At 57.5% G+C, this 14,508-nt stretch carries 12 protein-coding genes; 5 read left to right on the top strand and 7 right to left on the bottom strand.

From position 1 onward, the window contains the following. The first annotated feature begins 15 nt into the window (after positions 1 to 15). A complete protein-coding gene (locus IFU29_RS14635; RefSeq protein WP_191934566.1) occupies positions 16 to 1,704 on the top strand; it encodes an alpha-amylase family glycosyl hydrolase in 1,689 nt (562 codons plus the stop codon). 34 nt (positions 1,705 to 1,738) lie between these two features. On the opposite strand, the gene IFU29_RS14630 is transcribed toward IFU29_RS14635, so the two are convergent. Together IFU29_RS14630 and bioH are read right to left on the bottom strand one after the other, a co-directional pair. Beyond that, complete coding sequence (locus tag IFU29_RS14630; protein WP_191934565.1) at positions 1,739 to 2,005, bottom strand: YdgH/BhsA/McbA-like domain containing protein; 267 nt, start codon at positions 2,003 to 2,005, stop codon at positions 1,739 to 1,741. A 161-nt stretch (positions 2,006 to 2,166) separates the two neighbouring features. Beyond that, on the bottom strand, positions 2,167 to 2,943 hold the full coding sequence (gene bioH / locus IFU29_RS14625) for a pimeloyl-ACP methyl ester esterase BioH (protein ID WP_191934564.1): 777 nt from the start codon (positions 2,941 to 2,943) through the stop codon (positions 2,167 to 2,169). Positions 2,944 to 2,977: 34 nt separating this feature from the next. Here bioH and gntX point away from each other — a divergent pair, with 34 nt between their 5' ends. From gntX to fabF, 3 genes are all read left to right on the top strand, one after another. Further along, complete coding sequence (gntX, locus tag IFU29_RS14620; RefSeq protein WP_191934563.1) at positions 2,978 to 3,661, top strand: DNA utilization protein GntX; 684 nt, start codon at positions 2,978 to 2,980, stop codon at positions 3,659 to 3,661. 58 nt (positions 3,662 to 3,719) lie between these two features. Then, positions 3,720 to 4,295 carry a Fe-S biogenesis protein NfuA gene (gene nfuA, locus IFU29_RS14615; protein ID WP_062747646.1) on the top strand — a complete coding sequence of 192 codons (576 nt, stop codon included), beginning with the start codon at positions 3,720 to 3,722 and terminating at the stop codon, positions 4,293 to 4,295. Positions 4,296 to 4,461: 166 nt separating this feature from the next. Beyond that, a complete protein-coding gene (fabF, locus tag IFU29_RS14610; RefSeq protein ID WP_191934562.1) occupies positions 4,462 to 5,745 on the top strand; it encodes a beta-ketoacyl-ACP synthase II in 1,284 nt (427 codons plus the stop codon). A gap of 154 nt (positions 5,746 to 5,899) precedes the next feature. Here fabF and malQ read toward each other — a convergent pair whose 3' ends face one another. The 5 genes from malQ to glpE all read right to left on the bottom strand — a co-directional run bounded on the left by malQ (position 5,900) and on the right by glpE (position 12,703). Beyond that, positions 5,900 to 7,969 carry a 4-alpha-glucanotransferase gene (gene malQ, locus IFU29_RS14605; protein WP_191934561.1) on the bottom strand — a complete coding sequence of 690 codons (2,070 nt, stop codon included), beginning with the start codon at positions 7,967 to 7,969 and terminating at the stop codon, positions 5,900 to 5,902. Continuing rightward, on the bottom strand, positions 7,950 to 10,382 hold the full coding sequence (gene malP / locus IFU29_RS14600) for a maltodextrin phosphorylase (protein WP_191934560.1): 2,433 nt from the start codon (positions 10,380 to 10,382) through the stop codon (positions 7,950 to 7,952). The genes malQ and malP overlap by 20 nt, the downstream gene beginning before the upstream one ends. A gap of 302 nt (positions 10,383 to 10,684) precedes the next feature. Continuing rightward, complete coding sequence (locus tag IFU29_RS14595; RefSeq protein ID WP_062747653.1) at positions 10,685 to 11,443, bottom strand: DeoR/GlpR family transcriptional regulator; 759 nt, start codon at positions 11,441 to 11,443, stop codon at positions 10,685 to 10,687. A 12-nt stretch (positions 11,444 to 11,455) separates the two neighbouring features. Beyond that, a complete protein-coding gene (gene glpG / locus IFU29_RS14590; RefSeq protein WP_191934559.1) occupies positions 11,456 to 12,274 on the bottom strand; it encodes a rhomboid family intramembrane serine protease GlpG in 819 nt (272 codons plus the stop codon). Positions 12,275 to 12,379: 105 nt separating this feature from the next. After that, on the bottom strand, positions 12,380 to 12,703 hold the full coding sequence (glpE, locus tag IFU29_RS14585; protein WP_191934558.1) for a thiosulfate sulfurtransferase GlpE: 324 nt from the start codon (positions 12,701 to 12,703) through the stop codon (positions 12,380 to 12,382). Between the two features lie 237 nt (positions 12,704 to 12,940). Between glpE and glpD the strand changes: the two genes are divergently transcribed. Next, positions 12,941 to 14,452 (top strand): glycerol-3-phosphate dehydrogenase, encoded by a 1,512-nt coding sequence (gene glpD, locus IFU29_RS14580; RefSeq protein WP_191934557.1) that lies wholly within the window; start codon positions 12,941 to 12,943, stop codon positions 14,450 to 14,452. Positions 14,453 to 14,508 lie beyond the last annotated feature (56 nt).

Genomic DNA, 14,508 nt, shown 5'->3' with positions numbered 1-14,508 from the left:
GTCAGAAAAATAATAATGGATATTATCAATAACTTAATAGATAAAATCTACGAATACACTTTCCCGCCATCGTGCCTGCAGCGGCTGCATGCGCTGATTGCTGACGCGCGCGGGGCCGTTTGTCACCCGCGTAAGCCGCACTGGGACGAAAAAGACGTGGTGCTGATCACCTACGCCGATCAGTTCCATGCCGAAAATACGCCGACTCTGACCACCTTCTCCCGCTTCTGGCAGCAACACCTGGCGTCCAGCTTCAATCTGGTACACCTGCTGCCCTTCTTCCCATACTCTTCCGATGACGGCTTCTCGGTAATAGATTACCACCAGGTTAATCCCCCATGCGGGAGCTGGCAGGAGATTGCTGATTTGCGTCAGCATACGCGGCTGATGTTCGATTTCGTCTGTAATCACATGTCCGCCCAAAGCGCCTGGTTCCGGCACTATCTGGCGCAGGATCCGGGTTGGGATGATTTCTTTATCAGTATGCCGCCCACCACTGACCTGAGCGCGGTGACCCGCCCCCGGACGTCGCCGCTGCTGACCCCGTTCGAGATGGCTAACGGCGAAACCCGTTTTATCTGGAGCACCTTTAGCGCCGATCAGATCGACCTGAACTTCGCTAACCCTGAGGTGCTCATCGCCATGGTGAACGTCCTGCTGGATTACCTGAAAAAAGGCGCAGATTACGTCCGGCTGGACGCCGTCGGCTACATGTGGAAAACACCCGGTACCCCCTGTATTCATCTGGAAAAAACGCATCAGCTGGTAAAGCTGTTTCGCGCCATTGCCAATGACGTGGCCCCCGGCACCGTGGTACTGACCGAAACGAATGTGCCGCACAAAGATAACATCAGCTACTTTGGCAACGGGCGTGACGAAGCCCAGATGGTCTATCAGTTTTCACTGCCTCCGCTGGTGCTGCACGCTATTCACAATGGATCATCGCGTGCGCTGCGCCAGTGGGCCTCCTCGCTCGACGGTGGCAGCGGATCCACCACCTTCTTTAACTTTCTGGCTTCCCATGACGGCATCGGGCTCAACCCGCTGCGCGGGATCCTGCCGGAAACCGAGATCGTCTCGCTGGTGCGTGACCTGGCGATGGAGGGCGCACTGGTCTCCTATAAAAATAACCCGGACGGCAGCACCAGCCCCTATGAAATTAACGTCACCTATATGGATGCGCTGAATCAGAAAGACGATGACGACGAGACGCGCCTGCGCCGGTTCCTGCTGGCACACGCGCTGCTGCTGGCCTTCCCCGGCGTTCCGGCGATCTACATTCAAAGTATTCTGGGTTCGCGAAATGATATGGATGGTGTCAAAGCTGCCGGTCACAACCGCGCTATTAACCGGCAGAAATATGCCGTCAGCGAGATTGAAGCAGCACTGGCGGAAAAAGATTCACTGCGGCAGCGGGTCTATTTCGCCCTCAGCCAGCTGATCCAGCTCCGCACCCGCCAGCCCGCCTTCCACCCTGACAATCCGATGAGGATCCTCGACAGCGATAACGCCCTGCTGGTGCTGCATCGTCAGGCCCGGGATGAGCAGGAATCCCTGTGGTGCGTATTTAATCTGAGCAGTAAAGCGGTGAGCATGAAGCTGCCGGAGCCGCGCTGGTACCGCGATATTGCGAGTGGGGATCGTATTGATGGGGGGCAGTCACTGCAGCTGGAGGCCTGGGGCTTTCACTGGCTGAAAATCTGAACCTGCCCACCGGGGCGGGCAGGTAAACCTCTTATTACTTATACACTTCAGCCAGTGCGTGGTCGCGGTTACCCTGCTGGGCCGCAACGATCACATAATATTTCCCCCCTTTCTCATCAGCTTTTTTCGATAAGTGGGCGTTGGCATCCATGGGGTTGATAGTGGAGTTTGTCGTCACCGTACCGATCATCTCCAGGTTCATCTCCTGCGCTTTTTCGCGCGTTATCTGCTCGGCAGCGCCAGCATTAAACACTGCAAAAGTGGTCAACAGTAGGGCAGAGATAGCGAGTTGCTTTTTCATAAAACTTCCTCTCCTTAGGGCAATGTTTCCAGTTAATCCTGGCCGTAATAAATACGGCCACTTTCATTATTGTCCCGACGGAAAAAAGCAGCAACGTGGTGAATTGTTGCAAAAAGTAATCGGAGATGACATCACGCAGCAACCGCGACGATAGCGGAGTTTCAGGGCCAAACCTCAGGGATAAAATCAATAATTCGCTGAGAGAACGCTGCCGGGTGAGAGATAAACGGCGCATGGGCTGCCTTGTCGATAACATGACTGTGACTTTCCGGCCAGCAGGCATCCAGCATCGGCACTATTTTGCGCGGTACCAGCCCGTCCAGCGCACCATATAGCCGCAGAAAGGGCAACGTCAGTGCCGCCATGTCCTTTCGAAGATCGGCGGTCTTCAGTATTTCCAGCCCCCCGTTCAGTACCTCTGCCGTCGGCAGCGGGCGGTCAAACACCACACTTTTCAGCCTGCGGGCATCCTGCCGGGCACTGTCCGTACCCAGCGTTTGCAGCGCCAGAAAACGTTCCACAGTACGCTGGAAATCTTCGCTTAGCTGCTGCTGGAAACTGACCAGCGTGTCGGGTTTGATGCCCGGCCACTCCGCCGTCGCGCTGAAGCGCGGCGAGGATGCAACGCTAATCAGCCCTTTGACCCGCTGTGGGAAGTCCAGGGCTGCCTGACTGGCCACCAGGCCACCGAGAGACCAGCCCAGCCAGACTGCCTCCGCCGGTACCCGGGCGGCCACCTCTGCCGCCATCGCCTTCAGCGACATCGGCGCAAAGCCCTGGCTGTGACCGTACCCCGGCAGATCCACCAGGTGCAGACAAAAATGTGCGCTGAGTCGACTGCTGATGCAATGCCAGACCCCGGCGTTCAGACCCCATCCGTGCAGCAGCACAAGATGGCGATCGCCCTGGCCAATAGTCTCCCGGTGAAGCGTACTCATGGGTTATGGTCCTGTTTTTTATTGTGAGGTCGCCATGCTACCAATGCCAGCGGGCTGTTGGCTATGCCTGATGCCGCTACGTTACTCGCAGCACGGCCTGTGCAGCGTCTGTCTGCGTCAGCTTCTGACTCAGCCAGCCTGTTGCCCGCGCTGTGGATTACCCAGCCAGAGGAAGAAAACGGCCTGTGGTCGCTGCCTGCGCCGTCCGCCCCCCTGGCAGCACCTGGTGCGCGTGACCCCCTGGCAGCCACCGCTGGACCGGCTGGTGAATCAGCTGAAGTTTTATCGTGCCACCGCACATGCGGTAATGCTGGCGCGGCTGATACTGCTATGCTGGTTAATGCAGCGGCGTGAAACCGGGCTGCGGCGGCCGGACCTGCTGTTAACCGTGCCCCTGCATCACCGTCGTGCCTGGCAGCGGGGCTATAATCAGCTGGAAGATATGGCGCACTGGCTGGCCCGCCGGGTGCCCTGTCAGTATTTGCCCCGCGCCGTCACGCGCGTCCGGGCCGGACATATCCAGCACACCCTGGGCGCGCTGGCGCGGCGTAAAAACCTGCGCGGCGCCTTCCGGCTTGAAAGAGAGGTGCGCGGGCTGCATATCAGTCTGCTGGATGATGTGGTGACCACTGGCAGCACCGCCGCCGAGATCAGCCGCCTTCTGCTGGCCCACGGCGCCGCCAGCGTACAGATCTGGTGCCTGTGCCGAACCTTGTAGAGCGTCGGTGATGGGCGTATTATAACCAACGAAATTAGTCAACTATTGAGCAATCGCCATGATCCTAATTACCGACTCTGCACAAGAGCACTTCGCAAAACTGCTGTCAAAGCAGGAAGATGGCACCCAAATTCGTGTATTCGTGATTAACCCGGGTACGCCAACCGCCGAGTGCGGTGTTTCTTACTGTCCGCCTGACGCCGTTGAAGCGACCGATACGGAACTGAAGTTCCCTCTTCTTTCGGCCTACGTTGACGCCCTGAGTGCCCCGTACCTTGAAGATGCTGAAATCGACTTTGTTACCGACAATCTGGGTTCTCAGCTGACCCTGAAAGCGCCGAACGCCAAAATGCGCAAAGTTAACGACGATGCCCCGCTAATGGAGCGCGTTGAGTATCTGTTGCAGGCACAGATCAACCCGCAGCTGGCCAGCCACGGCGGTAAAGTGTCCCTGATGGAAATTACCGACGAAGGCTTTGCCATTCTGCAATTTGGCGGCGGCTGTAACGGCTGTTCCATGGTCGATGTGACCCTGAAAGAAGGCATCGAGAAAGAGATGCTGGCGGCCTTCCCTGAGCTGAAAGGCGTACGTGACCTTACCGAGCATCAGCGCGGTGAGCACTCGTTCTACTGATCCCCCTGGGCCGGTTATCCGGCCTTTTTTATTACCCCCGCTCTGACGCTGCCTGCCCTGTCGTTTAACCCTTTCCGCCGTCGTTATTATCACGGCATGATTGACGCTGGATTTTTCAGCTTACACGTGTACACTGAAATCTGTTTTCGCAACCTATCAGGTCATTATGTTGAACAATACGGGCAGAAGAGTCGTGATCACGGGTATGGGTTTAATCAGCCCACTCGCTAATGGCGTTGAAGCCAGCTGGCAGCGGCTGATTGCCGGTCAGTCCGGCATTCGTCACCTTCCGGAAGAGGCCTATGGCGACACGGCCATTCGCGTTGGTGGGCAGGTTCCTTCTATCGAACAGGACCCGCAGCACGGCTTTGATATTGCTGCGCTTATCCCGGTGAAAGATCAGCGTAAAGCGGACCGATTTATTCATCTGGCGCTGGCAGCGGCCGAAGAGGCCATCACCCAGGCCGGTTTGCATAATCTGTCGGAAACCGCGCGCCTGCGCACCGCCACTATTATTGCCACCGGCATCGGCGGTTTTCATGCCATCAGCAATGCGGTCAAAACCGTGGCAGAGAAAGGCAGCCGTAAGCTTTCGCCATTTACCATACCGTCGTTTATTGCCAATCTCGCATCATCACACGTGGCGATTAAATATGGCTTTAAAGGGATGCTCGGTACGCCGGTTTCCGCCTGCGCGGCCAGCATTCAAAGTATTGGTGACGGTTTCCGAGCCATTCGTTTTGATGATGCGGATATCGCCGTGGTCGGCGGCTGTGAGTCCTGTATCAATCCGGTTTCACTCGGTGGCTTCCAGGCTGCTCGTGCCCTCTCAACGGCTTTTAACGACCATCCTGAGCAGGCTTCACGTCCATTCGACCAGGCGCGTGATGGTTTTGTGATGGGAGAAGGTGCCGGGATGCTGGTACTGGAAGAATTGACTCGTGCCCAGGCGCGTGGCGCTACTATCCTGGGTGAAGTGGTCGGTTACGGCACCACCTCGGATGCCTACCACATTACCTCCGGGCCAGAAGATGGCGAAGGCGCTGCGCGTGCAATGACCATTGCACTCCAGCAGGCAGGGATAACAGGGCGCGATGTGGATTATATCAATGCGCATTCTACTTCAACGCCGGTCGGCGATCTTGCCGAAATCAATGCGCTGCGTCGGGTGCTGGGTGACGGCGCACATACGGCGATCTCTTCGACCAAGTCTGCCACCGGGCATCTGTTAGGCGCGGCCGGAGCCGTCGGCGCGATATTCTCGCTGATGGCCATGCGTGAGCAGATTGCCCCGCCGTCGCTCAATATTGATCGCCTCGACGAGGCCGCAAAGGGGCTAAATATCGTGAAAAATACCGCGCAGCCCGTGACCATCCGCAGTGTACTGGTCAATGGCTTTGGTTTTGGAGGAGTGAACGGCTCGGTTATTTTTAAAGCCTTTACGGCGTAATGACGGACGACAACCTCGCAAGGGGCGGGCCTGAAAGAAGGTCCGCCCCTGCCGATAACCCCATCGTCACACGCGGACAAAGACCGAAGATATGTCACCGCATGAGACGACCTTTTTCCTGTTCCTCCCCGATGCCGCTGGTTTGCCCTTGTCGTCAGGCTTTACGCCGATGATTAATATCTTTAATTAAGCGGTTAACCTCTTTATCAGCAAACATCGCCTCCAGCGTCATACTCAGTTTACGCCGCCAGTTGGGGTACTCATCGGTGGTCCCCGGCACGTTCACCGGATCGGCCATATCCAGCCAGTCCTCCGGCTGCAGCCCCAGCAGCGCACTGTTACTGTCAGCGATAAACCGCTGCAGGCCACGGTTGAGCACCGCCGACATCTCCATCTTATCAGCCTGCTTACCGCAGCGTTTTGGCACACATCCGTAGCGGTGTAGTGCATCCAGCAGCGCCTGCTTTTGCCGGACCCGCTGGTCATACAGCCCGCGGAGTATCACCTTATCCGGATAGAGCCCCAGCGTTTCACCAAGCGTGAGATCGCCGGCGCTCCAGAACCCGCGCAGGGTCGGCAGATCGTGCGTGGTTGCGCTGGCCATCGACTGACGCGGCCAGGCGGAGGGTGCCCGGTAACGATCCTCTCCCTCCTGCTCAAAGTAGAGCACCTTCCATGAATAGATGCCGCTGTCGCGCAGCTTGCCGACGATCTCCTCCGGCACCGTCCCCAGATCCTCACCGATCACCATGCACTGATGACGCTGGCTCTCCAGCGCCAGGATCGCCATCAGGTCGTCCACCGGATAATGAACATACGCACCAAAGTTTGCCGTTTCACCGTAGGGGATCCACCACAGACGCAGCAGCGACATGACATGGTCGATGCGGAGCGCACCGCAGCTTGCCATATTGGCGCGCAGCAGGTCGATAAACGGCTGGTAGCCACGTGCCGTCATGATGTGCGGATCCATCGGCGGCAGCCCCCAGTTTTGCCCCTGCGGCCCGAGGATATCCGGTGGCGCGCCCACCGAAGCCTGCAGACGGTAAAGCTCACGATCGCACCAGGTGTCTGCTCCCCCTTCGGCCACGCCCACGGCCAGATCCCGATAGAGCCCCACCGCCATCTGATGCGCCTGGCAACACTGCCAGCATTCATCAAACTGACGGTTCGCCAGCCACTGCAGCCACAGCCAGAACCGCACCTCATCATGCTGCTCACGGCAAAACTGCTGCACCGCCTCATTATCCCCGTGCCGGTACGCTTCCGGCCAGGCCGGCCAGCCCCAGCGCGCGGGATCCTCCTTCAGCAGGGCGCAGTGCAGCGCATCATAGGATGCCTGATTCAGCAGGCTTTGCCCCCCTTGTTCAACAAAAGCGGCGAACTGCACCACGCTGTCATCCCCGGCATCCCGTCCCGTAAAGTGCTGCCAGGCATGCCGCAGCCCGTCGATTTTCAGCGCCCCCACGCGGGCATAGTCAACCCGGTCGGCGTCACGTGCAGTCTGGATGGTGGTCTGCGTACTCTTTTTCTGCCACCAGCGCTGAGCGGCAGGGCTGTGCTGAAAATCCGCGACGGCAGCCACATCGATATACATCACATTCAGCCAGCGCCGCGAAGAGGGGCTGTACGGGCTGGCATTTTCAGGTTGCGAAGGGTAAAGCGCATGTATGGGATTCAGCCCGATAAATGCGCCACCGCGTGTGGCAATATCGCTGACCATACGCTTTAAATCACCAAAATCGCCCATGCCCCAGTTATGCGCCGACCGCAGCGTATAGAGCTGCACGCAGGCACCCCACAGTTTGTCGCCGCGCTTGAGCGCCTCAGGTTCATAGCAGCGTTTCGGCGCGATAATGATCCGACAGCACCACTGCTTTTTCCCCTGCGTCAGCAGTAGCTGATGGTAGCCCTCCGGCAGGTTCGCCGGCAGGGTAATACTCTCTCCGGCGGAGACGGTGCCGTTACAGGTTTTGCCCTGCTCGCTGTCAAAGCGCCAGTGATACTCCCCCTTCCCGCCGGTCAGCAGCCGCTGTACGCGCTTCTTCAGCAGCACCTGGCAGGGTGGCAATGGCGTACTGCCTGCCCTGGGGCGTGGGGCCATCGCCGCCAGAAGTTTGTCACGCGTGCCGGGACTGACCGCTTCCGGCTGCCCGCGGGCATTAATATAGCGGGCTGCAATTCCGGCGGCCTCAGCGGCCTGTTCACGCTTTTTCTCGTCCATCACCCCTCCCGAGCCGTTTTGCCTGCCAGATACGCTGCTGATAATCCCGTACGGAACGATCGGCGCTGAACATCCCGGTACGGGCGGTATTCAGGATCGCCGCGGTAGTCCAGGCCTCCTGGTCAAGGTACAGCGCCTCCACCCTCGCCTGTGCTTCGCAGTAGCTGGCAAAATCGGCCAGCACCAGCCACGGATCGCCCCCTTTGCCCAGGCTGTACAGCATCATATCGAAAGCATGTTTATCCCCGCCGCTGAAGAACCCTTTTTCCAGCTCTTTCAGCAGGCTATCCAGATGTTTATCTTTTTTACGTAGCTTGATCGGATCGTAACCGCCGGCTTTCAGTGCCTTAACCTGGTCTGCCGTATGGCCAAAGATGAAGATGTTCTCCGGGCCAACCTGTTCAGCGATCTCCACGTTGGCCCCGTCCAGCGTACCGATGGTAAGAGCCCCGTTCAGCGCCAGTTTCATATTCCCGGTGCCGGAGGCCTCATACCCGGCGGTGGAGATCTGCTCTGACAGATCGGCCGCCGGAATGATCAGCTCCGCGGCGGTGATGCGGTAATCAGGAATGAATACCACCTTCAGCCTGTCGCCAATCAGCGGGTCGTGGTTGATCTTCTCTGCCACCTTATTGATGGCATAAATAATATTTTTTGCCAGGTAGTAGCCCGGCGCGGCTTTGGCACCGAAGAGGAACACGCGCGGTACCACGTCCAGCGCGGGATTATCACGCAGCCGCCGGTACAGAGAGAGGATATGCAGCAGGCCCAGATGCTGGCGCTTGTACTCATGCAGGCGTTTGATCTGCACGTCAAACAGCGCCTCCGGGTTAACCACAATGCCGGTTCGCTGCGCAATATACTCCGCCAGCCGCAGCTTATTGGCGCGCTTAATCTGGCGATACTGTTTACGGAAGGCCTTGTTGCCGGCAAAGGCCTCCAGCCCCTTCAGGGCATCCAGGTTGTTCGCCCACTCCACTTTCAGCCGGTCATCAATCAGCCCGGCGAGGGCAGGATTACACTGCTTCAGCCAGCGGCGCGGCGTGATGCCGTTAGTAACGTTATGGAATTTCTCCGGCCACAGCTGGTGATATTCCGGGAACAGATCTTTTACCACCAGCTCAGAGTGCAGCGCAGCAACGCCGTTGACGGCAAAGCCGCTGACCACGCAAAGGTTCGCCATCCGCACCTGTTTATCATACATCACCGCCAGTTTTGCCCAGACCTGTTCATCCCCCGGCCACTGCTTCTCCACGACTTTTTTAAAGCGGCGGTTGATCTCTTTAATCAGGATGAAATGACGCGGTAGCAGGCTGCGAACCAGGCGCTCGTCCCAGCGCTCCAGCGCTTCAGGCATCAGCGTATGGTTGGTATAGGCGAAAGTCTGGCTGGTGATGGCCCAGGCGTCATCCCAACTGAGCTGATGCTCGTCCAGCAGCACGCGCAGCATTTCAGGGATGGCAATCGTGGGATGGGTGTCGTTGAGCTGGATCACCTCATAATCCGGCAACGTATGGATGCTGTGACCGGCCCGGTGATGGCGGCGCAGAATGTCGGCCACGGAACAGGCGCACTGGAAATACTGCTGCATCAGGCGCAGGCGTTTACCCTCCTGATGATTATCATTCGGATACAGGACCTTCGTCAGCTTCGCGGCATCAATACCCTGTTGTTCAGCCGCCAGGAATTTGCCGTCGTTAAATAAGGTCAGATCAAACGGATGGGCATGGGTGGCCTGCCACAGCCGCAGCGGCTGCACCACACCGTTGCGATAGCCGGTCACCGGCAGGTCCCAGGCTTCGCCGCGCAGGGTAAAGGCCGGGTGCCATGACAGGCGACCCTCTGCGCTTTTTATGACGGTACCACCGATGCCCACGCTGACGTCCAGCGCCGCGTTGTGCCGGAACCAGGGGTAACGATCGCGCTGCCAGTCGTCCGGGGCTTCCGTCTGATGCCCGTCGTCAAAGGACTGCCGAAACAGACCATATTGGTAGTTGAGGCCGTAGCCGGTGGCGGACTGCCCGACGGTGGCCATCGAATCCAGATAGCAGGCTGCCAGCCGTCCCAGCCCGCCGTTGCCCAGCGCCGGATCGGTCTCTTCTTCCAGCAGCGTGCTCAGGTCGCACTGATGCTCAGCCAGCGCCGCTTTGACGTCGTCATACCAGCCCAGATTGAGCAGGTTATTGCCGGTCAGACGGCCAATCAGAAACTCCATGGAAATATAGTTAACGTGGCGCTGTTTCTTCCCCACGCTGGCCACCGGCTGCGCGGCCAGCAGCTCAGCCAGTGCGCCGCTGACGGCCTGCCACCACTGATGGGCCGTCATCTCTGCGGCGCTGGCATAGCCGAGGCGCTGCCACTGACGAGTCAGGGCCGCATCAAAGCGCGCCCGGTTAAATTTCTGTTGCGTCATAGAGTCCCTCTTAAAATGGACGGGCGAAAAGGTGACCAGGCACCTTACAGTTAAGACGCCAAAACGAAAAAAAGCTCACCGCAGAATGCGATGAGCGAAAAAAAAGCAAAAAAAACCAGCTAGAGGGATATAACAAACCGGGCGAGAGGCCCGGATAAAGCGCACGGAGAAGGGGCACAGAACTGACTGCACGCCCGAAAAGGAGAGAATAGAAGCAGAAAAAGAGAGACTGAAATAAGTATGAGTGAATTCGTAAAAGGTGCCAGCAGCGGGCGGCCTTTTTTTAGCCGCCCGCGGTCGCCTTAGCAGAGTTCCAGGTGGACTTCATGCTGTTCGATGGTTTTCATCACGCTCGGAGGAGGCGCTTCGTCGGTAAACAGATAATCGATTAACCCCATATTACCGAGGTTCACCATCGCGTTACGCCCAAACTTTGAATGGTCGGCCACCAGCATCACGCAGCGGGAGTTCTCGATAATCGCCCGTTTGGTACGCACTTCGTGGTAGTCGAAATCCAGCAGAGAACCGTCCATATCGATGCCACTGATCCCCAGAATGCCATAATCAAGGCGAAACTGAGAGATGTAGTCGAGAGTGGCTTCCCCCATAATACCGCCGTCACGGGTGCGCACTTCGCCCCCCGCCAGGATCAGGCGAAAATCTGGCTTCGCCATCAGCAGCACCGCAACATTCAGATTATTGGTCACAATGCGCAGGTTACTGTGGTTCATCAGGGCGTGGGCGACCGCTTCCGGCGTGGTGCCGATATCAATAAACAGAGAGGCCCCGTCGGGGATCTGGCTGGCGACACGCTGCGCGATGCGCGCTTTCTCCGCCGACCACATCATTTTACGATCCTGCCAGGCGGTATTTTCTGAACTGGAAGGCAGCGCTGCACCGCCGTGGTGACGCTGAATTTTGTTCTGCTCGGCCAGATCGTTTAAGTCGCGGCGGATGGTCTGCGGACTGACGTCGAAATGCTCCACCAGCTCTTCGGTACTGACATATCCCTGACGACGCACCAAATCGATGATGGCGTCATGTCGTTGTGTCTGCTTCAAGATCTTCCCCTTTTACCGTTTTATCTGACGCGTATCGACAAAGGCCATCACCAGTCCGACCAGCAGGCCGGTAACGTGGGCCGCATTGGCAATCGACAGGCCGAACCAGCCGAAATAACCGACCAGCAGCCAGAGCACGGCGAAAACCATCAGCCCGCGCTGCAGGAAGATACCGCGTTCCGGCGCACGCTCACCGCATAACCACGAATACCCCATCAGGGCATACACTACACCGGAAAGCCCGCCGAACAGGACGCCGCTGAACTTGGCCTGCATCCAGCCGCTCAGCAGCGAGGAAATCACCATAATGACGAACAGCTTACCGCTACCGAGCCGCTTTTCCAGCGTGCCGCCCAGGAACCAAAACCACATCAGATTAAACAAAATGTGCAGCAATGAAAAATGCAGCAGTGCATGGCTGAACCAGCGCCACAGCTCAAAGTGCTGGTCAGCATCAGGCCAGGAAAGCAGGCTCATCACCGCCCGGTCCCCGAAGACCTGCATCAGGATAAACACCAGAATACAGGCAGCCATCACCAGCAGGGTTAATGGCCCGGCGCGATCGCGCACGTTGGCCATCAGGGAGGTGTGCTGATAGTGGATGCCACTGTCGGTGCTGCCCGACTGCCAGCTTGCGGCCTGGTAGCGGACGTGGTTGGGGTCGCGAATGAACTGGTTAAGTTCGTTTTCGACCACCGTGAGCTGCGTTTCATCATCCAGCCACAGGGTGTAACCATTGTCGTGCTCGACGCGCAACGTCACGCCGCGCGTGGCCATGTAGTCGACAAACGCCTGAGCCGGGCGCAGATGGGTAAAATGGGTGATGCGCATAATTGAAACGGCTTCCTTTCAATCTAACCAGACAAAGCGGGCAGTATACCGTCTTCCCCCTACCGAGAGCAGGGGAAAGCGCGCCAGCTGACCACAAGGTCAGCGTTATAGTGAGTTAACCTGCTGCGGGAAAGCATTACGCCAGGCGTCAAAACCGCCATCAATGCTGTAGGCCTGGGTAAAACCCTGATTCAACAGATACTGCGCGGCCCCCTTGCTGCTGTTGCCGTGATAGCACATCACCAGTACCGGAGTGGTCAGCGCCGCCTGAGCAATAAACGCAGGCAGGGAATCATTGGTCAGATGGAAAGCACCGCTGGCATGAGCCATAGCAAAACTCTGCGGATCGCGAATATCAACCAGCAACGCATTGTCTTCGGCGAGTTTCTGCTGCGCCTGCTCTACGTTAATGCACTCAAATTGTTCCATGGTGGGTTCTCATTAAAAGCCAAATAGTAACCAAATTGGCCCTATTGTAGCCTGAAGCGGGCGCACAATAACCCGGCGGTTAGCAGGGAGATAGCCTTTTTCTTGCAGCAAATATGTTACCTGCATCACGCATAAATGTTTTTATTAGGTTAACGCTGGCATCAATGTTGGTTTACGATTAGTATAATGCTCGAAAACGAACATTATTGAAAGATTCCGAACATCGGAGGAGATGACGTGGAAACCAAAGACCTGATCGTAATCGGCGGCGGTATTAACGGTGCGGGCATTGCGGCTGACGCTGCCGGGCGCGGTCTGTCAGTACTGATGCTGGAGGCGCAAGATCTCGCCTGCGCCACCTCTTCTGCCAGTTCAAAATTAATCCACGGTGGCCTGCGCTATCTGGAACACTACGAATTCCGTCTGGTCAGTGAAGCACTGGCCGAGCGCGAAGTGCTGCTGAAAATGGCCCCACACATCGCGTTCCCTATGCGTTTCCGCCTGCCGCACCGTCCGCATCTGCGTCCGGCGTGGATGATCCGTGTCGGGCTGTTTATGTACGATCACCTGGGTAAGCGTACCAGCCTGCCGGGCAGTAAAGGTTTGCGTTTTGGCTCAGATTCAGTGCTTAAGCCTGAGATCGTGCGCGGTTTCGAATATTCCGACTGCTGGGTAGACGATGCCCGCCTTGTGGTCCTGAACGCGCAGGAAGTGGAAAAACGCGGCGGTGAAGTACGCACCCGCACCCGGGTAACCCGTGCCTGGCGTGAAAACGGGCTGTGGACCGTGGAAGCGGAAGACGTCGACAGCGGTAAAACCTTTACGTGGCAGGCTAAAGGCCTCGTCAATGCCGCCGGCCCGTGGGTGAAACAGCTGTTTGATGACAGCCTGAAGCTGAAGTCGCCTTATGGCATCCGCCTGATCAAAGGCAGCCACATTGTGGTCCCGCGCGTACATACCCAGAAGCAGGCTTATATTCTGCAGAACGAAGACAACCGCATTGTGTTCGTTATTCCGTGGATGGACGAGTTCTCGATTATCGGTACCACCGATGTTGAGTACAAAGGCGATCCGCACAATGTAAAAATTGACGATAACGAAATCGACTATCTGCTGAAGGTGTTTAACGCTCACTTCAGGAAAGATCTGGCCCGTGACGATATTGTCTGGACTTACTCCGGCGTACGTCCGCTGTGCGATGACGAGTCTGATTCTCCGCAGGCCATCACCCGCGACTACACGCTGGACGTACATGATGACGCTGGCCAGGCTCCGCTGCTGTCCGTTTTTGGCGGCAAGCTGACGACCTATCGTAAGCTGGCAGAACATGCGATGGAGAAACTGAGCAAGTACTATCCGAACATCGGTGCAGCCTGGACGAAAAACTGTGTGCTGCCAGGCGGGAGTTTTGCCGGAACGCGTGAAGACTATGCCGCCACGCTGCGTCGCCGCTTCCCGTTCATTACCGAAGAGATGGCCCGCCACTATGCCCGTACCTACGGCAGTAATACGGAAGTGTTGCTGAAAGACGCCACCAGTCTTGACGATCTGGGTGAGCTGTTTGGCCACCACTTCTACGAAGCGGAGCTGCGTTACCTGGTCGACAATGAGTGGGTGCGCGTGACCGACGATGCCATCTGGCGCCGGACGAAAGAAGGGATGTGGCTGAACGACGAACAGCAGGCCCGCATCACGGCATGGCTGGCAGAACACGGTAAAAAACCAGCCTCGCTGTCGCTGGCATCATAAAAAAGGGGCGACCTCAACAGTAGGTCGCCCCCGATAGTGATGCTGAAAAAGGGTCG

This window comes from Erwinia persicina (assembly GCF_014838825.1).
GTDB classification, from domain to species: domain Bacteria; phylum Pseudomonadota; class Gammaproteobacteria; order Enterobacterales; family Enterobacteriaceae; genus Erwinia; species Erwinia persicina_A.
This window is presented reverse-complemented; position numbering and strand designations above follow the sequence as displayed.